The following is a 22,101-nucleotide window of genomic DNA, read 5'->3' on the forward strand; positions in this document are numbered from 1 at the left end:
GTCAGGTGCTGATCTGCAACACCGTGTCGACCACCGCCACTTTCACGCCGCTGCCCGTCGACAGCGATGCCGTGCCCTCGTCGAACGGATGCACGGGCGGATCGGTCGGCGTCCACGCATGGCGCGCGAGCAGTGCGCGATACCCGCCGCGGATCACGAAGCCGCCGCATTTCTGCGCATACGCGTCGCGCCGCATCCGATACGCCCGCGGCAGGTCGTACCACGGTAGCTTCGGCAGGTCGTGATGGACGAGGTGATAGTTGTTGTTCAGATACAGCAGCCGCATCGCGAAGCCGGCTTCGTTGATCGTGATGCGCGCCTTCGGATGCGGCGCGGCGCGATGCTCGTATAGCGAGCGGATCATCGCGAGCGACAGCGCGGGCCACGTGACGGCCAGCAGGTAGTACCACCACGGCACGCCGATCGCCCATTGCAGCCACGCGAGCAGCGCGGCCACGCACGCGGCATGCGTCGCCCACATCGGCAGATAGCGGAAGTCGCCGCGCCGGAACGCGGCGAACGCATCGCGGAAGGTCACGGCGATGGCGAGCGGCGGCCCGACGACGATGCGTCCGATGAAAGTCTTGCGCGCGACTGTCAGCGCCCGGCGCCAGCGCGGCAGCCGCGCCCAGCGTTCGCGCGTCACGTAGTTGGTTTCGGGATCGACGCCCGGCACGGTCAGGTCTTCGTCGCGGTGATGGTCGAGATGCGTGTCGCGATACAGCGTGTACGGATACCAGATCGTCAGCGGCGGATAGCCGAGCAGCTTGTTCACGAAGGCGGAACGGGTCGGATGGCCGTGCAGCAGCTCGTGCTGCAGCGACAGGTGCCACGCGCCGAGCAGGATCAGCGGCGGCGTCGCGGCGGCGAGCGACAGGCGCCCTTCGCGCACGAGCAGCAGCACGGCGAGCCAGCCGCCGTAGATGACGACGACCAGCAGCCAGGTCGGCCACTCGGTGCGGGCGGTGAAGCGGGCGTCGAGCGCGGCGATCGCGCGCGCGTGGTCGACGTCGAAGTATTCGGCCATGGCGTTGAGGCGGATGGATCGGGCAGTGCGGGGAACGAGCGATGGAACCGGGGCGCTCGGCCCGGGTGCGCTGGTGTCTCGCGGATCACGGTCGGCCTGCCCGGCATCGCGCACGGTGGCGGCGCCGGCAGGCATTCGAACGGTACCGGGGCGGCGCGGCTGCGCCAACCAATCGATTCGCATTTGCTTATCGTGTTGCGGCCGATAAGCATCCGGGCCGCCGCCGATGCGTAGAATGCCTGCATGAGCCCCTGGATCGCAGTGCTGCCGATGTACAACGTGACGCCGCGCCACGCCGCCCTGTGGCGCGCGCTGCTGCGTGACGCGCTCGATGCGTTCGCGAACGCGGGCGGGCCGGCCGACGTCGCGTTGCCCGACGCACCGTTCGACGACCTGCAGGCACTGTGGCGGCGCGACGATCTGCTGCTGTCGCAAACCTGCGGCTACCCGTACCGGATGCTCGGCTTGCGCGACGTCGTGCGATTGATTGCGACCCCGATTTTCGATGCGGACGGCTGCGACGGCGCACGCTACAGCAGCGTGCTGGTCGTGTCGGCGCGCGTGCATGCGGGCGGTGCGACGACGCTCGCCGCATGCCGCGGGTTGCGGGCCGCCTTCAACGGCGAGGATTCACACAGCGGGATGAACGCATTCCGGCACGCGGTCGCGCCGCATGCGCACGACGGGCGGTTCTTCGGCTCGGTCACGCCGTTCGGTTCGCACCTGAACGTGCTGCGTGCGCTGGCGTCGGGAGAAGCCGATTGCGCGGCGATCGACTGCGTGACGTTTGCGTATGTGCGCGACGCGCTGCCTGATCTGCTGAAGGACATCCGGATCATCGGCGCGACGGCCTCCGCGCCGGGCTTGCCGTTCGTGGCATCGCGGGCGCTGGCGGACATGCAGGTCGTCGCGTTGCAGGATGCGCTCGATCGCGCGGCTGCCGTCGATGCGGAACGGGCGCGCGTGCTGAGGCTGAAGGGGTTCGAACGGCTGTCGCCGGCCGACTACGACACGATTGCGCGGTTCGCGCAGGGGGCCGCCGCGCACGGCTATCCCGAACTGAGGTGACGCACGGGGCGGCGCACGGCGGTGCTGCGACCGCCCGCGCCGTGGCCCGCTTACTCCTCGTCGTCCATCAACCGGACCTTGACCCGCTTGCCCTTGATCTTCCCGGCATTGAGCTTGCGCAGCGCGTCGCGCGCGACGCCGCGCTCGATCGCCACATAGGTCGAGAACTCGGTCACGTTGATCTTGCCGATCTGCTTGCCGTCGAACCCGGCGTCGCCGGTCAGCGCGCCGAGCACGTCGCCCGGACGGATCTTGTCCTTGCGCCCGCCGAGGATCTGCAGCGTTTCCATCGGTGGCAGCAGCACGCTGTCGTCCGCCGGCTTCAACTCGGCGAGCGGATGCCATTCGACCTCACGCTTCTGCGCCTGTTCGATCGCGCCGACGCGGCCCATCTCGTCCATGCTCGCGAGGCTCAGTGCCCAGCCGTCCTGATCCGCGCGGCCCGTGCGGCCGATGCGGTGCACGTGCACTTCGGGGTCGGGCGTCACGTCGACGTTGATCACCGCCTCGAGCTGCGCGATGTCGAGCCCGCGCGCGGCGACGTCGGTCGCCACCAGTACCGAGCAGCTGCGGTTCGCGAACTGGATCAGCACCTGGTCGCGCTCGCGCTGGTCGAGCTCGCCGTGCAGCGCGAGCGCGTGGAAGCCCTGCGCGTGCAGCACGTCGAGCAGGTCGCGGCACTGCTGCTTGGTGTTGCAGAACGCGATCGTGCTCACCGGCCGGTAGTGGTTCAGCAACTGGCCGACCGCATGCAGCCGCTCGTCCTCGGTCACTTCATAGAAGCGCTGGCGGATCTTGCTGTCGTCGTGGCGTTCCGCGAGCTTGATTTCCTTCGGATTGCGCAGGAACTGCTGGCTCAGCTTCGCGATGCCGTCCGGATAGGTCGCGGAGAACAGCAGCGTCTGGCGCGTCGTCGGGCACATCCGCGCGACCTTCGCGATGTCGTCGAAGAAGCCCATGTCGAGCATCCGGTCGGCTTCGTCGAGCACCAGCGTATTCAGCGCGTCGAGCTTCAGGTTGCCGCGATCGAGGTGATCCATGATGCGGCCCGGCGTGCCGACGACGATGTGCGCGCCGTGCTCGAGGCTCTGCGCCTGCGGACGCATCGGCGTGCCGCCGCACAGCGTCAGCACCTTCACGTTCTCCTCGGCGCGCGCGAGGCGGCGCACTTCCTGCGCGACCTGGTCGGCGAGCTCGCGCGTCGGGCAGAGGATCATCGCCTGTACGTCGAAACTGCGCACGTCGAGGCGCGCGAGCAGCGCGAGCGAGAACGCGGCGGTCTTGCCGCTGCCCGTCTTCGCCTGCGCGATCAGGTCCTGGCCGGCCAGCGCGACCGGCAGGCTGGCGGCCTGGATCGGCGTCATGTCGACATAGCCGAGCTGCGCGAGGTTCGCGAGCGTGGCGGGCGTTAGCGGCAGCGCGCTGAACGGCGTGGCGGTCGGTTGGGTCAAGACAGGTCTCCGAGGTAGGGGCGGCCTTCCATCTGCTCGTAGACGACGTTGCCTTCGTCGTCCTCGAAGCGTTCGAGATAGTTGCGGGCGCCGCACAGCGGGCAGCGGAACAGCAGCCCCTGGCCTTCGTCCTTGATGACGACGTCGGATTGCTCCCACTGCGTGCCGCAGCTCTGGTTTCGGCAGGTAAACACGGTCTTTCTCCAGCTGAATTCGGTTGATGGCGCGCCCGGGCGGGCGCGGCCATGACGGGCGGCGCTCGCGCGGCTCAGGCGCGGGCCGCACCGGCGGTGGCTCGGGTTGTGTCGATGCGGGTGATGGATCGGGCGGCGACGGGGTCGCGCGTGCCGCAATTCTAGCGGAAGCCGGTGCTTCCGCCCGGCGCACACCACGAAAAACGGCCGCCCCGGAGGGCGGCCGTGTCGGGCGGCGTAACGGTGCCGCGGGTGCCGCGCGGGTGTTGCGCAGCGTCGGGCGCGTTACAGCGCCATGTCGGCCGACGCCTTCGCCGGGCGGGCCGGCGCGGTGCCGGTGGCCTGCGACGGCACGCCGAGGTCGATCTTCGGCGGCGGCGACAGTTGCAGCACGTCGCTCGTGTAGGTCCATTCCTCGACGACCTTCGCCGGGCTGTCGTTCAGCTTGGTGCCGTAGCTTGGCACGATCTGGCGGATCTTCTGCTGCCACGCGGGCGTCGCGACCTTGTCCTTGAACACCTTCTGCATCAGGTTCAGCATGATCGGCGCGGCGGTCGATGCGCCCGGCGACGCGCCGAGCAGGCCCGCGATGCTGCCGTCCTGCGATGCGACGATCTCGGTGCCGAGCTTCAGCACGCCGCCCTTCTTCGGGTCGCGCTTGATGATCTGCACGCGCTGGCCGGCCTGCCACAGGCGCCAGTCTTCCTTCTTCGCGTTCGGGAAATATTCCTTCAGCGCGTTGAAGCGGTCGTCGTCGGACAGCATCAGCTGGCCGGCGAGGTACTGCACCAGCGGGAATTCGTCGACGCCCACGCGCATCATCGGTGCGACGTTGTGCAGGTTGGTGCTCTTCGCGAGGTCGAAGTACGAGCCGTTCTTCAGGAACTTGGTCGAGAACGTCGCGAACGGCCCGAACAGGATGATCTTCTTGCCGTCGATGATCCGCGTGTCGAGGTGCGGCACCGACATCGGCGGCGAGCCGACCGACGCCTTGCCGTACGCCTTCGCGAGATGCTGCTTCACGACCTCGGGGTTGTCGGTCACGAGGAACGAGCCGCCGACCGGGAATGCGCCGTAGTCCTTCGCCTCGGGGATGCCCGACGCCTGCAGCAGGTGCAGCGCACCGCCGCCCGCGCCGATGAACACGAACTTCGCGTCGACGGCCTGCGGCGGTTCATCCGAGTGCAGCTTGACCCACGACACGTGCCACGTGCCGTCGGCGTTGCGCGAGATCTCGCGCACTTCGCTCGACAGCGACAGCGTGAAGTTCGGCTGGGTCTTCAGGTAGCCGACGAACTGGCGCGTGATCTCGCCGAAGTTCACGTCGGTGCCGATCGGCGTCCACGTCGCGGCCACCTTCTGGTTGCGGTCGCGGCCTTCCATCATCAGCGGCACCCACTGCTTGATCTGGTCGTAGTCTTCCGAATACTGCATCCCGCGGAACAGCGGGCTCGCCTGCAGCGCGTCGTAGCGCTTCTTCAGGAAGCGGACGTTGTCGTCGCCCCAGACGAAGCTCATGTGCGGCGTCGAGTTGATGAATGCGTGCGGGTTCTTCAGCACGCCCTGTTTGACCTGCCAGGCCCAGAACTGGCGCGAGATCTGGAACGACTCGTTGATCTCGATCGCCTTCGAGATGTCGATCTTGCCGTCCGCCTTCTCCGGCGTGTAGTTCAGCTCGGCGAGCGCCGAGTGGCCGGTGCCGGCGTTGTTCCAGCCGTTCGAGCTTTCCAGCGCGACGCCGTCGAGGCGCTCGACCATCGTCATCGACCAGTCGGGCTGGAGTTCGTGCAGCCAGACGCCGAGCGTCGAGCTCATGATGCCGCCGCCCACCAGCAGGACGTCGACCTTCTTCGTATCGGCGGCGTGCGCGGACGATGTCGCGACGCACAGCGCGAGCGCCGACAGTATTACCCGTAACGTTTTGATCACAGCAGATCCCTTTTTCAACTTGAATGCATCGGTTTGCCATGCCGCCCGGCGCGCGGTTCCGTGGCGCCGAAACGCGGATCCGGAGATCCGGACCGCGAATCCGGAATTCCGGATCGGCACTGCGCGCCGTTGCATTTGCGCATGCGAAGCCATTCGGAAGGACACCTTCGGATCGGCTTCCCGCGAGCAGGCAAGCGCCTGCGTCGCGACGGTGCGCCACGCGCCGGGGCCCTGGCGGCAAGCCTGAGCGGACGGCGCTTCAGGCTGCGTTGAAAGAGGCCGCGCGCGACGCGTTGTGCGGGGGCGGGGTGGCAAGGGGCGCGTAATATAACCGAACTCGGACAATGTGTCGCAGCCGACGAATATCCCTGTTTTCGTGGGGTTTTTTGTGCGTCCGGGTTTCCGGAATGACGGTGCGCGATGCGGGAAAATCGATGGGGATCGGCGGCGCGGAATGGGCGGTCGCGCATGCCGTGTGGCAGAGCGGAATATCATCGAGTCGCGGCGTTGCACCGCGACCCGTTCACGGTTACATCACTTCACTTCGTTCCGCCGTTCCGGCAGAACTGCTCATAAGCCTGCGCCGAATTCGCGAAACCCTGCGCCTTCGCGAGTTCCCACGGACGCTCGCACTGCTGCGTCCGCTCGCACCATGCGTAGCCGGCCGAGCCGATGCAGCCGTGCGCATCGCGATCGCCGCCGACCACCGGCGGGGCCGCTTGCGCGGCAGCGTCGGCCGGCGCTGAAGCAGTGGCCGGCGCAGACGATTGCGCCGCACAGGCGCTCAATGCGAACACGCAGGCAATCGCGGCGGCAAACAATGCGGTAGGAGAGTGACGTTTCATCGGGTAGCGCTCCATGGGATGACGATCGACAGCGGATGCCCGTGTACGGGCGTTTGAAAAGCATGAACGGTCACGCGTCCGGCACCGGCACGCGCGACGAGAACTTCACTCGCGCAGCGCCGGGCGCGCCGCGCTGCCTTACGAAACCCGCACGCGTGCCCCGTCCGCGCGGCGCTCCGCATCGTGCACGATGTGCAATTCCCGCGTGCGGATCGGCAGCGCGCAATCCGCATCGGCGAGCGTCTTGCGGACCTGGCGCGCGAGGCGCCAGCGCATCGCCCAGAACTTGTCGGTATGCGTCCACACGCGCATGTTCGCGACGGCCGTGCTGTCGTCGAAGCGCATCACCATCACGTCCGGCGCGGGGTCCTGCAGCACGTCGGGATCGGCTTCGGCCAGCGCACGCAGCGCGTCGAGCGCGCGATCGATATCGTCATGCACGGACACTTCCACTTCGAGATCGAGGCGGCGCGTCGGGTTGCGCGTGTAGTTGCGGATCGAGCTGCCCCACAGCGCGCTGTTCGGCACGTACTCACAGATGCCGTCCGGCTTCGTGAGGCGCGTCATGAAGAGCCCGACCTCGTCGACGGTGCCCGCGACGCCCGTGCCGCCGTCGATGTAGTCGCCGACCTTGAACGGCCGCAGCAGCAGAAGCATGATGCCGGCCGCGATGTTCTGCATCGTGCCCTGCAGCGCGAGGCCGATGGCCAGGCCGGCCGCGCCGAGCACCGCGACGATGCTCGCGGTTTCGATGCCGAGCTGCGACAGCGCGCCGACGATCGCGACGATGCGGATGCCCCACACCGCGACGTCGCAGAGGATCGGCCGCAGCGTGTCGTCGACGCGCTCCTTGTTCGAGAGCAGCCGGTTCAGCCAATTGCCGATGCGTTTCGACAGCCACCAGCCGGCGACGAGCAGCGCCAGGCCGGCGGACAGCTTGACGGAGAGCGTGGACAACGCGTTCCACAGGAACGTCCAGCGTTCCGGATGAAGATGATCGAGAAACATGACGGGATTCCGGTTTTGAAGACACAGTGCGCGGCGCGTGTCGCGCGCCGGCAGCCCTCGACTGTACACGGCACAGCGGGGTTCGCGCGAATGCGTGGCGCCCCGGCTGTGTCGGTTTAGTACGAGTACAAGCGATGTTTTATATCAAATAGGACGAGTCCTATTTAGCCGTTTCGGCCACGCCGATACACTCGCTTTCGAGTAGCCGGATCGCGACGATCGTTCCTCCGCGATGCCGATTCTTTCCCGATTTTTCATTGAATAGCGAGTGACGACGTCATGCGGTCAGACCTGCGTTTCCGTGTCGCACGCGAGCAAGGTCAACCCGCACCCCGCGGCGTTCACCGTTTCCCGATTGGCCGCGCGTTACTGCGTGGCATCGTCGCGGCGGCCTGCGTGGCCGGCGCACAGGGCGCGGCAGCGCAGGCGTTTCACGACGCCGCGCCGGTCGCGCCCGCGACGGCGGAAACCACCGATCTTGGCGACGTGCCTTTCTTCAATTCCGCACGCACGACGTGGGGCGGGCTGCATGTATCGGCCGCCGCGCCGCTCGACATCGCCTACGCATCGCATGCGTTGAGCGTGTCGGCCGGCCCCGGGCGCGACGATCCGGTGGCGCGCTTCGGCGCCTGCGTCGCGTATCGCGTGCTGTGCGATACCGCGCGCGGTGCGGTCGAGCGCGGCTATGCGTCGCGGTTCGATTACGGGCTGGCGTCGGCGTTGCCCGCGACGGGTGCGCAGCCGACGTTCGTGCACGGTTCGGTCGATCTGGCATCCGCCGAGCCATTCACGCTCGCGCAGCCGGATCGCGGCACGCGCGCCGGCGCGATCGTCGGCAGCCTGCGCGCGTCGTTGGCGCGCGCCGACCTGCCGGCCGGCATCGCCGCGCAGATCGTCCGCATGCTGGCCGGGCGCGTCGATCCGAAGCAGCGCGGCGCGCATGGCGACACGTTCCGCGTGGCATTCGAGCCTGACCACGACGCAACGCGGCCGGGCCGCGTACGCGTGACGGCGCTCGACATCCGCTTTCGCGGGCAGCGCGTCGCGGCCGTGTGGTTCGCCCCGCAGGCCGGCTCGCCGGGCGCCTATTACGAACTCGACGGCATGCCGCTCGCCGGCGCGCGCTTCGCGATGCCGGTCACCGCGACGCGCATCAGTTCGCAGTTCGGCACGCGCGTACATCCGGTGAGCGGTGCGCGTCACGTGCATTCGGGCGTCGATCTCGCGGCGCCGGCAGGCCGCGCCGTGCATGCGTCGGAGCGCGGCGTCGTGACGTTCATCGGCACCGAGCCGAGCGGTTACGGCAAGTACGTGGTGATTCGGCATGACGGCGGCTACGCGTCGTACTACGCGCACCTGTCGGCGTTCGAGCCGACGCTGCGAACCGGCGCGCGCGTCATGCGCGGTCAACGCGTCGGCGCGGTCGGAAGTACGGGCACGGCAACCGGCCCGCATCTGCACTTCGAGGTGCGCCGGCATGCCCGTCTCGTCGATCCGATCGAGCTCGTGCACGCCGCCAAAGCGGCGAAACTGAAGGGCGCGCAGCGCGTGGCGTTCAACCGCGTGGCCCGCGACGCGCGCACGCAACTGGCGTCGGCCACGTTCGCTCAGCCGGTGGCGATGTCGAAGGCAGTCGCGCCGCAGGCGGGCTGATCGGCGCGGGGCGCGTCGCGCAACTGACGAAGCGCGGCAGCGTGTATGCGACGGTCAGCTACCTGACGAATCTCGGCGGCGAGCACCAGCGCACGATCACCCGGAATTCGGGCGTGCGTCGGTCGTGGTGTCCCGGCATGATGCACGCCACAGACCCGGGTGCACCAGATCGAGATAGCGGAAGGCGGCACGGTTTCGCGAAACTGCATCCAGATCGATACCGACGTCGAGCACCGCGTCCCGGTCTGACGGTGCCGCGGCAACGACGTCGCCGTCGGGCGACGCGACAACGGTCTCTCCGCTGAACGTATAGCGATCGCCCGGGCCGACCCGATTGGCCATCGCGACGAAGACCTGATTCTCAAGCGCGCGTACGGGAATCATTTTCCGATGGACGTGGCCATGAGGTTGCATCATGCCGTCAGGGATGACGATCAATTCCGCGCCGGCCCGTGCGAGTGCCCGGGCGGTTTCCGGGAATTCCAGATCGAAGCAGATCAACATGCCGACCTTGATACCGCGCCATTCGCATACGTCGAACGTGCCGCCCGCTTCGAAGACGCCCACATCCGATTCGTACAGGTGGGACTTGCGATAGCGCAGCCGGAGCTCGCCGAATTCATCGACCAGAATCGCCGTATTGAAGTAGCGCCCGTCGTCCTGTTCGGCGAACCCGATGACAACGGCGACCTGCGCGTCACGCGCGGCGGCGCGAATGGCCGATACGGACGGCCCGTCGAGCGGCTCCGCCAGTTGCGCGATGTTGTCGGGTGTCGGGAACCCCGGAACATACGTCTCGGAGAAGACGACCAGATCGGCGTTGTCTTGCGCCGCTGCGATGTGCGCAAGGGCCTGAGCAAGGTTCGATGCACACGCGCCGTCCTTCAGGGTGGACTGGATCAGGCGCAATCGCAAGATACTCATTGTCGGTACTCCATGACAGTGGATGGCAAGGGTGACGGAAGCCGTTCCGGCGAGAGCGCCGGGATGCGCCGACGCATAGACTCACTCAGTCCGTTCACGCATCGATAGCGGGCGTTTCAGCGATGACGCTGCGTTCGCGATCGAGGTCGAGCGAGCGCGACAGCAACCAGTAGACGCCTCCGGAGACGATCAAGCCAACGAGCCAGGCGATGTCGACGCCCCCGAGCATCCGCGCAAACGGCCCGACGAATACCTCCCGGTTCACCTCCGCGTCGAACACATAGAAGAACGGCACCATCGACGCGAATCCGATCATGTACGACAGGATTCCGCGCAATTGCCACGCCCCGTACAAGCCGCGCGGCGTGAAGAAATGCGCGATCGCGTAATGGCCACGACGCACGAAGAAGTAGTCGACGAGGTTGACGGCGGTCCACGGCACGAGGAAGTAGAGCATCAGCGTGAGGAATGTCTGAAGCAGCGCGATGCCGTTGCCGCGGATCGCGAACACGCAGGCGAGCACGAACGTGCTGATCGCGAGAATCGACGCGACCCGCGCGCGGCGTGTCGGTTTGATCGGCACGATCGAGTCGATGCCGGTCAGTACCGTCAGCATCGCGCTGTATGCGTTGAGCGCAATGATCGGGAGGAAACCGACGAGCGATACGAACGCGATCAGCTTGCCGAGACCCGGGACGAGCGAGGCGCCGACGTCGTTCATCGCGACCAGCGCATCGGCCGCGTGCAACTTCTGGGCGAGCCATGCCCCCAGGCCGATCATCCAGGTGCCCGACAGCGATGCGCCGGCGAAGATCACCGCGATCAGCTTTGCGCGGCTCGTCTGTTTCGGCAGATAGCGCGAATAGTCGGATACATACGGCGCATACGAGATGTTGTAGCTCGCGGCGATCGCAAACTGGGTCGCGAAGCCGACCCAGTTGAAGCCGGACGGCATCGACGACACGGGAGCACTCGACGGCGCAGCATGGCCAAACACGAGCGCGAGCGTGACGAGCGCATAGAGCGGCAGCGTGGCGAACAGCGCCCACGTGAAGGTGCGATGCATCAGGTCATGCCCGTAGATCGCGAGCAGTGCTCCGATTGCGACCGCCGCGACGGCGACGAAACCGCCGTCGATGCCGAAGACGTTGTGCACGCCGTCGACCATCAGCGACACGTTGACGACGTTGAAGCCGACGAACACGAACAACGTGGCGAGCAGCGCGACGATGACGCCGCGATAGCCGAACTGCGCGCGCGACTGGATCATTTGCGGCAAGCCCATTTCGGGCCCCTGCGAGCCGTGGAACGCCATGAAGAGCGTGCCGAACATGATGCCGAGTGCGCCGGCGAGCGTCGTCCAGCCCGCCGACAGGCCCATGCCGGGCCCGACGAAACCGATCGAGATCGTGAAAAAGTGAAAATTGCCGAGAAACCAGAACGGTCCCTGGCTGGCGAGCTTCGCATGGCGCTCGCTCTCCGGAATGTAGTCGATCGAATGATGCTCGATCTGGAGGCCGGTCGGTTCGGCGCGAGCGAGGTCGAGGGTCTCGGGGCGATGCATGACGACGATGTCTCCGTGAGCATGCCGCGGCGGGCGGCGTGTGTGCGCGCCGACGAGCGCGGCGCTTGATGAATGTTCGTATGATCGGGGACTGCGTGGGGCGAAGGCCGTACGCGGGGATCGGCGTGTCAGCCGGGCAGGATGCATCGACAGTTCGGTGTCGACGCCGCCGCAGGCGCCGGCATGTCGGGGCGAACGGTACCGGGAAGGGTCACGACGTTAGCTGTCTCAATTTTGTTGTCTCCTTTCGTGCTGTCGGCAAGAGCGTATGGTCAGCGTCAGCCGCGATGAGCCGCGTCGCCGCAGGACGTAGTTGTACGCGGGTGGCCGGAAAAGAAGAATGCGAATATATCGACGTAAACATCGATCCAGATCGATGCATGAGCGATGTGAGGTTCGGTCAGCTACCTGACGAACCTCGGCGGCGAGCACCCGCGCACGATTACCGGCAATGCGGGTGTGCGGCGCGCGTGGTGATTTGATGGAGACGACACCGGAATCGATCGGCCGAGGCGCGTATCGTCGCGGCCGACCGGTTCCGGTTGCTCAGGCGGAGGGTTCGACCGGCAGCCAGATCTCAAGCACACCGGTACCTGTCACCGGATCGTAGTCGCCGCTGTAGCGCTCGAACTCGGGTGCATCCACTGCCTTGAATCCCGACGTTGGCAGCCACCCGTTCCAGATGCTGTAGAACGTCTGGTGCAGCGTGGAGATGTGTCCGACGTGCTCGAAGATCGCATACCGCTGCGGTTCCAGTTCCACGCAGCGAAACAGCGCGGGCAGCCGATCGCAACTCGTGACCCCCACGCCCGCGATGTATTCGAAGCTGCCGTCAGCGTCGGGGTTGCAGCACACACCGTATGTCGCATCGCCGACCTGGCCTGGAAGGGTACCGATGTATGGGATGAACGCTTGCCACAGCGCCGGAATCCCTTCGTTGGTTTCAAAGGTGTAGCGATCGCTCATGCCCGCGATCAGCTGCTTGCCGGCGGCTTCGAAGCGGGCGGGCGTAACGTCGATGATTTTCAGCGCTTTCATGCGTAGCGGCTCCACAAGAGACAACCCGTCGAGAGTGCGCCGTGCCCGCACGTCTTCGGGCGTCATGCCGAAGCGGTCGCGGAACGCGCGCGTGAACGCCTCATGGGAGCCATAGCCGGCATCGAGCGCCACGTGCAGGATGTCCGGCGCACCTTGCGCCAACGCATGCGCCGCCCGCGTCAGCCGGCGCGACCGGACATAGCGCATCACCGGCCAGCCGGTATTCATCGAGAACAGCCGCGAGAAGCCGAAGCGTGTCATGTCGCAATCGGCGGAAATCCTGTCGAGCGTCAGTTCCCTGTCCAGTTCGGTTTCGATAAACCAGAGTGCTTGTCCAACCGGGTCCATAGCGTGCCAATGAGGGTGTCGGGCGGACTATATGGTATCGGCGGGCGGGGCATTTGATCGTTCTTGCGGCAAGGGCCTGGGCTCGCGGATGGCGGATGGCTGAGGTGCGCAGGCCCGTCGCCACGCCGGGCGGCGTGGCGACGGTCGTCAGGCCGCCGCGACTCAACCCAGCGGCCAGTTCAGGATCGCGATGCCGTCGTTGTAGTCGCCGTCGCCGCCATCTTCCGACCCGACCAGCCCGAAGTAGGTCTTCTTGAAGATGTCGACCTGGCGCGAGCCGATCTTCGACGGCTTGCCGTTCGCCGTCACGACCACACGCACCTTGCCCTTGCCCGAGTTCACGATCTGCGTGTTCAGGTTCGCGTCCTGCGTGCCGGCGCCCTGGAATGTCGCGGCCGGTTTCGGGTTGTCGTCGACGAAGACCTCGATCGTCTGCTGCGCGGACGAATTGACCAGCGCGGTCACGCCGAATGCGATGTTCGGCGGCAGGTTGAAGATGCCGTCGCGTTCGCCGCCGCCGGTCGGCACGGGCGCCGGCTGCACGGGTTGCGGCGTCGCTTTCGAGAAGTAATTGACCACCGCGCCGACGCCGAATTTCGCCGCGGCACCGGGCAGCACGCCCGGCGCGCCGGCCCACGTCACCGTGCAGGCAACGACCTCACCCGCCGCATCGGCTTTCACCTTGTTCTGCCAGCTGCCGACGTCGAAGCTGTACGGGATCGTCGCAATATCGACGAACACGTCGTACTGCGGCAGTTTCTCGACGAGCTGCGCGGTCATGAATTGACGCATCCGGTCGAGCACGGCCTGATCGCCGTTGGCCTGCACGGCAGTGGCGTCGTTGCCCGCGAGTTGCAGCAGCGCGTACAGGTCGTCGTGGGTAAAGGGTTGTGACATGTCGTCCTCGTCTCGATGGAAGGTTTCGCGTCGCGCGGCCGGTGAACGGATGTCGCCGGGCCGCGCGCGGAGCAAAGCGTGGAACTGCAAATGACTGCTCGAACGATTCGCAAGGTAGGGTTGGCCCCGTCGCCATTGCGATGTGTCGTGACGGCCGCCGCTCAGCCGAGCGGCCAGTTCAGGAACACGATGCCGTCGTTGTAATCGTCGACGGCGCCGTCTTCCGACCCGACGATCCCGAAGTACGACTTCTTGAAAATGTCGGCCTGTCGCGAGCCGAGCCGCGACGGCCTGCCGTTCGCCGTCACGATCACGCGCACGTGTCCGTTGCCGGAATCGAGCACCTTCGTGCCGAGGTTCTGGTCCTGGGCGCCGGCGCCCTTGAACGTCGCGGTGGTTTCGGGTCGTCGTCGATGTAGACGCCGCTGTACCGGGCGCAAAGCGCCGGCCGGCGCAGAGGCGTCGCGGGGCGGGCGTCGATCGCGCGTCAGGTCAGCCGATCGGCCACTGGAGCACGACGATCCCGTCGTTGTAGTCGCTGTCGTGGCCGTCTTCCGACACGACGATCCCGAAGTTGACCGTGAACGGCGAACCGTCCGACTTCTTGCCGTTGATCGGCGCGAGGCGCGCGTCGGTCGGCGACGGCTTGCCGTTCACCGACACTTCGAAACGGATCTTGCCGTTGCCGGAATTCAGCGTGGCTTCGCGCGGGCCGTCGCGCGTCGTCAGCTTGTGATACGCGGCGGGTTCCTGGCTGTCGCCGATAAACAGCTTGATGTGCTGTTGCTGGGCTGCATTCGCGAAGAAAATCGCACGGAAATCGGTATTCGGCGGAATCGAAAACTCGCCGGCACGGTTGGATGACGTTTGAGAATCGGCCATGCTTATCTCCTGTTGATTATTGGGTAAGGCCGTGGGCCTTGTCGCGCAAACGTTTGCAGTTTGAAACGCGACGTACCGAGCATGACGAAAAATAAATAAAAAAATATTCAGATGGGAATGGTTATTGTTCAGTAAATCGAAAAGCAACGCTAATCGATTGACTGAAATGTCTTTAATGAAATGGATTTCGATATATTCGATAAATTATATCGATGCGCGTATCGCTTTCCTGAACGATGCGCGAGCGGGCAGGCGGGGCGAGCGAGGTGGGGCGCAATCGGGCTTCGGAGCAGACGCTCGGCGTTCGCATATGGCAGCGTTTCGTTTCAACATCGACATCTCTGTCGTGGCCGCGCCCACCGGCCACCGTCGAACGCCCACACCGAAGCCCGATTGCAAGGGAGGGGTGTGTGCGGCGACCGGCGAAGAGGATGGACCGACTCACTCCGAACATGAATAGGGCCTCACCGGCGCCGCACCCGTGAAGCATATCGACGGGGACAGCCGTCGCCTATCGGACAGGGCTGATTCTGCGCCAACGCGTGCGTCGGGGAATGAAGCGGGACGGAAGCCCCCCGGTTGACAGCCGTGGCCACCCTGTGATTTGATGCGGGTCATGCACGCCGCCCAGTTCCTCTTCTCGCTACGACTACTAGCCCGCTTCTCCGGGCTGGGTCTGCGGCTGCGCGCTTTCCATCTGCTTCGTTCCTGAAGCGCCAGATTTTCCCCGCATCACCGACCTGGCCCCGGTTGTCGACCGGCGCCTGAGTTCGTCTTTCTTCCGTCACCACTCTGCTCCGTCCCGGTCGCTCAACCGCCAAGGCTGTCGTTTGCCGTACCGCTTTGCCGTTGTGCCGCTTTCTTGCCGTTTTCACCGCTGCGCGTGCAGCCGGCCTCTACCGCCGATGGCCGCCGCGCTGCGCTTCACCGACAAACAGACCGAGGACCGACATCATGATGCTGAAGAACCCCGCGACGAAATACCGACCGTTCACGCCCGTCAACCTGCCCGACCGTACGTGGCCGTCGCGCACGATCACGCAGGCGCCGATCTGGATGAGCACCGACCTGCGCGACGGCAACCAGGCGCTGTTCGAACCGATGGACGCCGCGCGCAAGATGCGGATGTTCAAGACGCTGGTCGCGATCGGCTTCAAGGAGATCGAGGTCGCGTTCCCGTCCGCGTCCGAAACCGATTTCAACTTCGTCCGCGAACTGATCGAAGGCGGCCACATTCCTGACGACGTGACGATCGAAGTGCTGACGCAGGCGCGCGACGACCTGATCGAGCGCACCTTCGCGTCGCTGCGCGGCGCGAAGCGCGCGATCGTGCACCTGTACAACGCGACCGCGCCGGAATTCCGCAAGATCGTGTTCGGCCTCGATCGCGACGGCGTGAAGCAGCTCGCGGTGAACGCGGCGCGCACGATCAAGCGGTGCGCCGATGCGGCGACCGACACGCAATTCACGCTGCAGTACAGCCCGGAAACGTTCACGGCGACCGAACTCGATTTCGCGAAGGAAGTCTGCGACGCGGTGTTCGACGTGTGGCAGCCGACGCCGGAGCGCAAGTCGATCGTGAACCTGCCGGCCACGGTGGAAATCGGCACGCCGAATTACTATGCGGACCAGATCGAATGGATGCACCGGAACCTCGCGCGCCGCGATTCGCTGATCCTGTCCGTACACCCGCACAACGACCGCGGCACCGCGGTCGCGGCGGCCGAGCTCGCGGTGATGGCCGGCGCCGACCGGATCGAGGGCTGCCTGTTCGGCAACGGCGAACGCACGGGTAACGTCGATCTCGTGACGCTCGCGCTGAACCTGTACACGCAGGGCGTCGATCCGGGCCTCGATTTCTCGCAGATCAACGAAGTCGCGCGTACGTCCGAGGAATGCACGCAGTTGCCGGTCCACCCGCGCCATCCGTATGTCGGCGACCTCGTGTTCACCGCGTTCTCCGGCTCGCACCAGGACGCGATCAAGAAGGGCTTGGCAGTGCAGCGCGCCGACGCCATGTGGGAAGTCCCGTACCTGCCGATCGATCCGAACGATCTCGGCCGCACGTACGATTCGATCATTCGCGTGAACAGCCAGTCGGGCAAGGGCGGTATCGCGTACCTGCTCGAACAGGGCTACGGCGTCGCGCTGCCGCGCCGCATGCAGGTCGATTTCAGCGCGGCCGTGCAGCGCCTGACCGACGAGAGCGGGCACGAGGTGACGAGCGCGCAGATCTGGTCGCTGTTCCAACAGGAATACGTCGAAAGCGATACGCCGCTGCGTTATGTCGGCCACGAGCTGACTGAACGCGGCGGCCGCGAGACGATCGTGCTGACCGCCGACGTGCACGGCGAGCGCCGCGTGCTGCGCGGCGAAGGCAACGGCCCGCTCGACGCGCTGATGCATGCGCTGCACACGCCGCTGCGGATCCAGCATTACGAGGAACGCGCGCTGTCGCAGGGCGCCGATGCGAAGGCGATCGCGATCGCCGAGCTGGCCGGCACGGGCGTGCGCGGCAGTGCGTTCGGTGTCGGTGTCGATGCGAACCTGACGACCGCGTCGATTCGTGCGGTGATCAGCGGCGTGAACCGCGCGTATGCCCGCGCGGATGAAGTTGTGCAGGCAACCTTCTTTGCCGGGCAGCCGGCGGTGCAGGCCGTCGCGTAAGCGGCTCGAAACCCGGGCGGCAGGGCCGGCCCGGGTTTCTTTTTTCAGATCACGGCGCGCGCATGCGCGCCGTCAGGGCAGCAGCCCGAGCATCGCGGCCTTGGTGGCCGCATGCGTCTTGTTCATCGCGTCGAGCTTCACGACGGCGTTCTGCAGGTGGAACTTTACCGTCCGCTCCGCGATCCCGAAGATCATCCCGATCTCGTAGGCCGTCTTGCCGTCGGCCGTCCACGCCAGCACCTCGCGCTCGCGCAGCGTCAGCCCGCTGCCGACCGGCGCGATCGGATCGGCGAGGCGCGGCATCAGGTACGCGTGCGCCGCATGCGCGAGGCTCGCGCAGGGTGCGCGCAGCCGTGAGATTTCATCCGCGTCGAGCGGCGTCGTGTCGCGCACGAGCGTCAGCACGCCGAGGTTGCCGGCCCGGTCGTAGCCGCCATGCGACCAGCCGTAACGCATCCCGAAGCATGCCGCGTCGTGCCAGAACGCGGTGTCGCCCGGTTCGTCGAACGCGTTCCAGACGACCGGCCGCGGCTGGCTCGCGACCCGCTTGATGATCGGATCGATCGCGACGTAGCCGAATTTCACGTAACGGTGTTCCCACTCGCGCGGATGATTGCCGACGATCTGCATGTCGGGCCGGGCGAGCGGCAGCGTGCGGCGCAAGCCATACACGCAATACCGGAACCCGAGCGCGGCGGCGGCGGCGGCAATCGGCGGGAACGCGGCTTCCGCGGTGGGTGCGCGCTGTAGTGCGTCGAAACAGTCGTGCAGTATTGTCAGGTCCATCGGTGTTCCTCGTTGGTGTGGGCGGGCCGTACATTGCGGCCCGCGCGTATCCTGTTCAAAAGGACAGTTTTGAGACGAAGCCGACGCCGGTTTAATGGCGGCTGTTCGCACGACGGGCCCGCTTGTGCGGGCACCTGTCCCCCCGTCGTTTCACGTGTTGCGGTGCCCCTCCGGTTTCGTATCAGGACGATCGACCATGACCAGCGTTCAAGACGTGCCTCTCCTCGCGCGCGCCGGTGCGCGCGCGTTCGCCTTCGGCGGGATCCGCGCGATCGAGCCTCCCTGCGCGTCGGCTCCTGCCCACGCGCTTGCTCACGAGTATGCACCGCACGCCCATCAGGCCGGGCAACTATTGTTTACGACGCGCGGCGTATTAGTACTCGACGTCGAAGGCCAGCGCTGGATCACCCCGCCGCTGCGCGCGATCTGGATTCCGGCGCGCACCGTCCATGCGATGCGCGTCGCCGACGACGTGCAGCTCTACTCGCTCTATCTCGGCGACGCGCTCAGCGCGCGGCTGCCGGCCACGTTGTGCGCGATGACGGTATCGCCGCTGCTGCGCGCACTCGCCACGCGTGTTTCGCATCCGTTCGATTGCAGCATCGACCACGACCCGCTCGCGCGCCTGTTCGCCGACGAACTGAGCGAACTCGCGCAGACGCCGCTCACGCTGCCGCTGCCGCGCGACCGGCGCCTGCTGAAGCTGTGCGAGCGGCTGCAGCGCGAGCCGCACTGCGAGTTGCCGCTCGACACGCTCGCGCGCGACGCCGCGCTGAGTGCGCGCCACCTGGCGCGCCTGTTTCGCAGCGAGACCGGCATGAGCGTGGCTGCGTGGCGCCAGCAACTGCGGCTGTCGATGTCGCTCGCGCTGCTCGCGAGCGGCATGCCCGTCACGCAGGCCGCGCATCAGGTCGGCTATCGCAGCCCGACCACCTATGCGGCCACCTTCAAGCGCGCGTTCGGCGTCACGCCGAGCCAGTACCTCGCGGCGGCGGAAGCGGCGGCGCGCTGACCGCCGCCCTGCTCCCGCTGCCGCGTTCAGCGTGCGGTCCAGCGCGGCACCACTTCGAACGCATGCTCGACCGCGTGCACGATCCGGTCGACGTCCTCGCGGCCGATCACGAGCGGCGGCGCGATCGCGAGCCGGTTGCCGAGCGAGCGGATCAGCACGCCCGCATCGCGCGCGGCGTCGGCGAGCGCGGCCGCATAGCCGTCCGACGGATCGATCGATTCGCGCGTCGCCTTGTCCTTCACGAGGTCGATGCCGACCAGCAGCCCCTTGCCGCGCACGTCGCCGACGACCGGATAGCGGTCGACGAGCGGCTGCAGCCGCTCGAGCAGGTACGCGCCTTCGCGCGCCGCGTTGCCGGCGAGATCCTCGTCGACGATGATCTGCAGGTTCGCGAGCGCGGCCGCGCAGACGATCGGGTGGCCCGAGTAGGTGTAGCCGTGCATCAGCGTGCCGATGCCGCCCGGGTTGGACGCGAACGCGTTCTCGATGCGGCGGTTGACGACGGTCGCGCCGAGCGGCAGATACCCCGACGACACGCCCTTCGCGAGGCACATGATGTCCGGCGCGACGCCCCAGCCGCGGCTGCCGAACGCCGCGCCGGTCCGGCCGAAGCCCGTCACGACTTCGTCGGCGATCAGCAGCACGCCGTGGCGGTCGCACACTTCGCGCACCAGCGGCCAGTAGTTCGCGGGCGGCACGATGATGCCGCCGGTCGCCTGCACCGGTTCGGCGATGAAGGCGGCCACGGTATCGGGCCCCTGGAACAGGATCTCGCGCTCGACGAGCGACGCGCACAGCCGGCCGAGTTCCTCGGGGTCGTGCGTGAATGGGTTGCGATAGATCCACGGCGTCTCGACGTGGAAGCAGCCGGCGAGCGTCGGCTCGTAGTTGCGCCGGTAGACGGTGTTGCCGGTGACGGAACTGCCGCCGAAGTGCGAGCCGTGATAGGCCTGGCGCAGCGCGATGAACTTGGTGCGCTCGGGCTGCCCGGACACCTTCCAGTATTGCCGCGCGATCATCAGCGCGGCCTCGACGGCGTCCGAGCCGCCGGAGCCGAAGATCACGCGGCTCATGTCTTCCGGCTGGAGCATGCCGACCAGCCGCGCCGACAGCTCTTCCGCGCGCGGATGGCTGAACCCGGCGAACACCGGGTGATAGTCGAGCTCGTCGAGCTGTCGGACGATCGCTTCCTTGATCTCCCGCCGGCCGTGACCGACGTACACGTTGAACAGCGACGCGACCGCGTCGAGATACGGCCTGCCGGTGTCGTCGTACAGGTAGCAGCCTTCGCCGCGCGTGATGCGGATCGGCGGGCGCGACGCGGCGAGCGGATGTTGCCGGGGATGCCAGAAGCGCGATTCCGAATAGGACATGATAGGACTCCGTAGTGATTCGGTTGGATAGGGCAACACGGTGATGCGGATGACGCTCAGCCGGCGAGCACCGCCGGTTGAAAGTCGAGCCGGCTTTCGAGCGCGCCGAGCGTCGCGAACGGGTCGTCGAGCGCGACGCGCATGAAAGTCAGGAACTGTCCGACGTGGGCGTTCAGCGTGTCGCGGCTGTAGTACTGCGGGCTCGCGTCGAAGTCGAAGCGCAGCGGCTCGCCGTTGCGGCGGTCGGTCAGGTTCACCATCAGGTCGTCGGTGGTGCCGACGGACAGGTTGTGCGACGTCGTCACGCAGTCGCCGAACCGCAGGTCGTAGTCGAACGCCATGATATTGATCTCGGGGCCGAACACGCCCTGGCCGTTGTCGAGCGACGTCAGCTCGCGGTGCAGGTCGCCCATCCGGTAGCGCTGGTGCTGGCGCAGCGCGGTCATCTCGCGGTTCGCCTGGCGGCACAGATCGTCGAGCGTGTGGCCCGGCTCGACGTGCAGGCGCAGCGGCAGCATGTTCGCGCACTGCGCCGGCGTGCGGCGCTCGCGCGCAGACGTGCGCGCCATCGCGGCGACCGACAGCACGATGTCGTGCGCGCCGGTGTTCAGGTACAGGTACGCGGCGGTCAGCGCGGTGACGAGCCGCGGCACCGTCGACGTGAACAGCCCCTTGGCGACCGCCTCGATGCGCGCGCTCTCGGTCGCGCTCGCGATGCGCGTCTCGCGCAGGTCGGGCCCGTCGTCGCGCTCGGGAAAGCGTGCGGGGCCGGCGAGCGTGACCGTGCGCGGCTGGTCCGCGAAGCGTTCGAGCCAGTAGCGGCGGTCGTGCGCGAACTGTTCGGACGCGCGGTACGCGTCTTCGTCGAGTTGCAGCTCGGCGAGCGACGCGAAGCGCGCGGGCGGCGCCTTGGCGCCCGCGGCGAATGCGCTGTACAGCTCGGCGGCGCGTGTGGCGATCAGGCTGCCCGAATAGCCGTCGACCAGGATGTGCGCGTAGCCGTGATACCAGTAGTAGTGATCCGGCGCGATGCGGTACAGCGTGTGGCGGAAGAACGGCCCGCGCGCCAGCTCGATCGCGCCGGTGCAGTGCGCGCGCATGCCGGCGAGCGCGATGGCGTGCGCGTCTTTCGTGCCGGCGAGGTCGACGCGTTCGAGCGCCCAGTCGTCGGCGAGCGCGGCGTCGAGCACGCGCACCGGCGTGTCCCCATCCAGCACGATCCGCGTCGTGTGCAGCGTCTGCGCCTCGCGAATCACCTGCCGCAGCGCGCGTTCGAATGCATCGGTGTCGAGTGCACCGCGAATCTCGAAATACTCGGCCGCGTAGATATGCGTCGACGGGACGGGATACGCGAGCGCGGCCTCCCAGAAATCGCGCTGCGGCGCGGACAGCGGCAATTGAAGCGTCGAATCGGTCACGTCGTTTCTCCTGGAAA

Annotated in this window: 18 protein-coding genes and 1 pseudogene; 4 read left to right on the plus strand and 15 right to left on the minus strand. The window is 66.9% G+C overall.

Translation table 11 applies throughout. The features are described from left to right. Position 1: 1 nt before the first annotated feature. Complete coding sequence (locus tag HWX03_RS20970) at positions 2-1,027, minus strand: fatty acid desaturase (RefSeq protein ID WP_175872535.1); 1,026 nt, start codon at positions 1,025-1,027, stop codon at positions 2-4. 243 nt (positions 1,028-1,270) lie between these two features. Between HWX03_RS20970 and HWX03_RS20975 the strand changes: the two genes are divergently transcribed. Further along, positions 1,271-2,095 (plus strand): PhnD/SsuA/transferrin family substrate-binding protein, encoded by an 825-nt coding sequence (locus tag HWX03_RS20975; protein ID WP_175872536.1) that lies wholly within the window; start codon positions 1,271-1,273, stop codon positions 2,093-2,095. 50 nt (positions 2,096-2,145) lie between these two features. On the opposite strand, the gene dbpA is transcribed toward HWX03_RS20975, so the two are convergent. The 5 genes from dbpA to HWX03_RS21000 all read right to left on the minus strand — a co-directional run bounded on the left by dbpA (position 2,146) and on the right by HWX03_RS21000 (position 7,522). After that, positions 2,146-3,546 carry an ATP-dependent RNA helicase DbpA gene (gene dbpA / locus HWX03_RS20980; RefSeq protein ID WP_175872537.1) on the minus strand — a complete coding sequence of 467 codons (1,401 nt, stop codon included), beginning with the start codon at positions 3,544-3,546 and terminating at the stop codon, positions 2,146-2,148. Continuing rightward, a complete protein-coding gene (locus HWX03_RS20985; RefSeq protein ID WP_006483193.1) occupies positions 3,543-3,740 on the minus strand; it encodes a hypothetical protein in 198 nt (65 codons plus the stop codon). The genes dbpA and HWX03_RS20985 overlap by 4 nt, the downstream gene beginning before the upstream one ends. Positions 3,741-4,025: 285 nt before the next feature. After that, the gene (mqo, locus tag HWX03_RS20990; RefSeq protein WP_175872538.1) at positions 4,026-5,687 is read right to left on the minus strand and encodes a malate dehydrogenase (quinone); all 1,662 of its coding nucleotides are present in this window, start codon (positions 5,685-5,687) and stop codon (positions 4,026-4,028) included. Between the two features lie 521 nt (positions 5,688-6,208). Continuing rightward, the gene (locus tag HWX03_RS20995) at positions 6,209-6,514 is read right to left on the minus strand and encodes a hypothetical protein (protein WP_175872539.1); all 306 of its coding nucleotides are present in this window, start codon (positions 6,512-6,514) and stop codon (positions 6,209-6,211) included. A 138-nt stretch (positions 6,515-6,652) separates the two neighbouring features. Further along, complete coding sequence (locus tag HWX03_RS21000; protein WP_175822786.1) at positions 6,653-7,522, minus strand: mechanosensitive ion channel family protein; 870 nt, start codon at positions 7,520-7,522, stop codon at positions 6,653-6,655. A gap of 279 nt (positions 7,523-7,801) precedes the next feature. On the opposite strand from HWX03_RS21000, the gene HWX03_RS21005 reads away from it, so the two are divergent. Further along, entirely contained in the window at positions 7,802-9,175 is a 1,374-nt protein-coding gene (locus tag HWX03_RS21005) for a M23 family metallopeptidase (RefSeq protein WP_175872540.1), read from the plus strand. Between the two features lie 96 nt (positions 9,176-9,271). On the opposite strand, the gene HWX03_RS21010 is transcribed toward HWX03_RS21005, so the two are convergent. The 6 genes and pseudogenes from HWX03_RS21010 to HWX03_RS21035 form a co-directional block, all read right to left on the minus strand. Next, on the minus strand, positions 9,272-10,099 hold the full coding sequence (locus tag HWX03_RS21010) for a carbon-nitrogen hydrolase family protein (RefSeq protein WP_175872541.1): 828 nt from the start codon (positions 10,097-10,099) through the stop codon (positions 9,272-9,274). A gap of 94 nt (positions 10,100-10,193) precedes the next feature. Further along, positions 10,194-11,663 (minus strand): cytosine permease, encoded by a 1,470-nt coding sequence (locus tag HWX03_RS21015; RefSeq protein WP_175872593.1) that lies wholly within the window; start codon positions 11,661-11,663, stop codon positions 10,194-10,196. Positions 11,664-12,209: 546 nt separating this feature from the next. Next, the gene (locus HWX03_RS21020) at positions 12,210-13,049 is read right to left on the minus strand and encodes an AraC family transcriptional regulator (protein ID WP_175872542.1); all 840 of its coding nucleotides are present in this window, start codon (positions 13,047-13,049) and stop codon (positions 12,210-12,212) included. A 162-nt stretch (positions 13,050-13,211) separates the two neighbouring features. After that, on the minus strand, positions 13,212-13,946 hold the full coding sequence (locus HWX03_RS21025) for a fucose-binding lectin II (protein WP_175822781.1): 735 nt from the start codon (positions 13,944-13,946) through the stop codon (positions 13,212-13,214). Between the two features lie 161 nt (positions 13,947-14,107). Then, positions 14,108-14,367, minus strand: a pseudogene (locus HWX03_RS21030) (fucose-binding lectin II); the annotation flags it as partial. A 71-nt stretch (positions 14,368-14,438) separates the two neighbouring features. Next, a complete protein-coding gene (locus HWX03_RS21035; protein WP_174385486.1) occupies positions 14,439-14,828 on the minus strand; it encodes a fucose-binding lectin II in 390 nt (129 codons plus the stop codon). A gap of 957 nt (positions 14,829-15,785) precedes the next feature. Here HWX03_RS21035 and leuA point away from each other — a divergent pair. Next, positions 15,786-17,495: a 2-isopropylmalate synthase gene (gene leuA / locus HWX03_RS21040; RefSeq protein WP_208456811.1), complete on the plus strand. Its 1,710-nt coding sequence runs from the start codon at positions 15,786-15,788 to the stop codon at positions 17,493-17,495. 72 nt (positions 17,496-17,567) lie between these two features. Here leuA and HWX03_RS21045 read toward each other — a convergent pair whose 3' ends face one another. Then, a complete protein-coding gene (locus HWX03_RS21045) occupies positions 17,568-18,281 on the minus strand; it encodes an autoinducer binding domain-containing protein (RefSeq protein ID WP_174385484.1) in 714 nt (237 codons plus the stop codon). A 196-nt stretch (positions 18,282-18,477) separates the two neighbouring features. Between HWX03_RS21045 and HWX03_RS21050 the strand changes: the two genes are divergently transcribed. Next, positions 18,478-19,293, plus strand: coding sequence for a helix-turn-helix transcriptional regulator (locus tag HWX03_RS21050; RefSeq protein ID WP_175872544.1), 816 nt, complete (start codon positions 18,478-18,480; stop codon positions 19,291-19,293). A gap of 26 nt (positions 19,294-19,319) precedes the next feature. On the opposite strand, the gene HWX03_RS21055 is transcribed toward HWX03_RS21050, so the two are convergent. Both HWX03_RS21055 and HWX03_RS21060 read right to left on the minus strand, forming a co-directional pair. Further along, the gene (locus HWX03_RS21055; RefSeq protein WP_175872545.1) at positions 19,320-20,666 is read right to left on the minus strand and encodes an aspartate aminotransferase family protein; all 1,347 of its coding nucleotides are present in this window, start codon (positions 20,664-20,666) and stop codon (positions 19,320-19,322) included. A gap of 56 nt (positions 20,667-20,722) precedes the next feature. Then, the gene (locus HWX03_RS21060; protein WP_175872546.1) at positions 20,723-22,084 is read right to left on the minus strand and encodes a condensation domain-containing protein; all 1,362 of its coding nucleotides are present in this window, start codon (positions 22,082-22,084) and stop codon (positions 20,723-20,725) included. Positions 22,085-22,101 lie beyond the last annotated feature (17 nt).

Origin of the sequence: Burkholderia sp. BCC0397, from assembly GCF_902832865.1 — a bacterium.
Taxonomy (GTDB): Bacteria; Pseudomonadota; Gammaproteobacteria; order Burkholderiales; family Burkholderiaceae; genus Burkholderia.

Coding starts and splice junctions, on each gene's coding strand:
- HWX03_RS20995 (WP_175872539.1), bottom strand. CDS start 6,514: ATGAAACGTCACTCTCCTACCGCATTGTTTGCCGCCGCGATTGCCTGC.
- HWX03_RS21015 (WP_175872593.1), bottom strand. CDS start 11,663: ATGCATCGCCCCGAGACCCTCGACCTCGCTCGCGCCGAACCGACCGGC.
- HWX03_RS20975 (WP_175872536.1), top strand. CDS start 1,271: ATGAGCCCCTGGATCGCAGTGCTGCCGATGTACAACGTGACGCCGCGC.
- HWX03_RS21000 (WP_175822786.1), bottom strand. CDS start 7,522: ATGTTTCTCGATCATCTTCATCCGGAACGCTGGACGTTCCTGTGGAAC.
- HWX03_RS21010 (WP_175872541.1), bottom strand. CDS start 10,099: ATGAGTATCTTGCGATTGCGCCTGATCCAGTCCACCCTGAAGGACGGC.
- leuA (WP_208456811.1), top strand. CDS start 15,786: ATGCTGAAGAACCCCGCGACGAAATACCGACCGTTCACGCCCGTCAAC.
- HWX03_RS21020 (WP_175872542.1), bottom strand. CDS start 13,049: ATGGACCCGGTTGGACAAGCACTCTGGTTTATCGAAACCGAACTGGAC.
- HWX03_RS20970 (WP_175872535.1), bottom strand. CDS start 1,027: ATGGCCGAATACTTCGACGTCGACCACGCGCGCGCGATCGCCGCGCTC.
- HWX03_RS21045 (WP_174385484.1), bottom strand. CDS start 18,281: ATGGACCTGACAATACTGCACGACTGTTTCGACGCACTACAGCGCGCA.
- HWX03_RS21035 (WP_174385486.1), bottom strand. CDS start 14,828: ATGGCCGATTCTCAAACGTCATCCAACCGTGCCGGCGAGTTTTCGATT.
- HWX03_RS21025 (WP_175822781.1), bottom strand. CDS start 13,946: ATGTCACAACCCTTTACCCACGACGACCTGTACGCGCTGCTGCAACTC.
- HWX03_RS21005 (WP_175872540.1), top strand. CDS start 7,802: ATGCGGTCAGACCTGCGTTTCCGTGTCGCACGCGAGCAAGGTCAACCC.
- HWX03_RS21050 (WP_175872544.1), top strand. CDS start 18,478: ATGACCAGCGTTCAAGACGTGCCTCTCCTCGCGCGCGCCGGTGCGCGC.
- HWX03_RS21055 (WP_175872545.1), bottom strand. CDS start 20,666: ATGTCCTATTCGGAATCGCGCTTCTGGCATCCCCGGCAACATCCGCTC.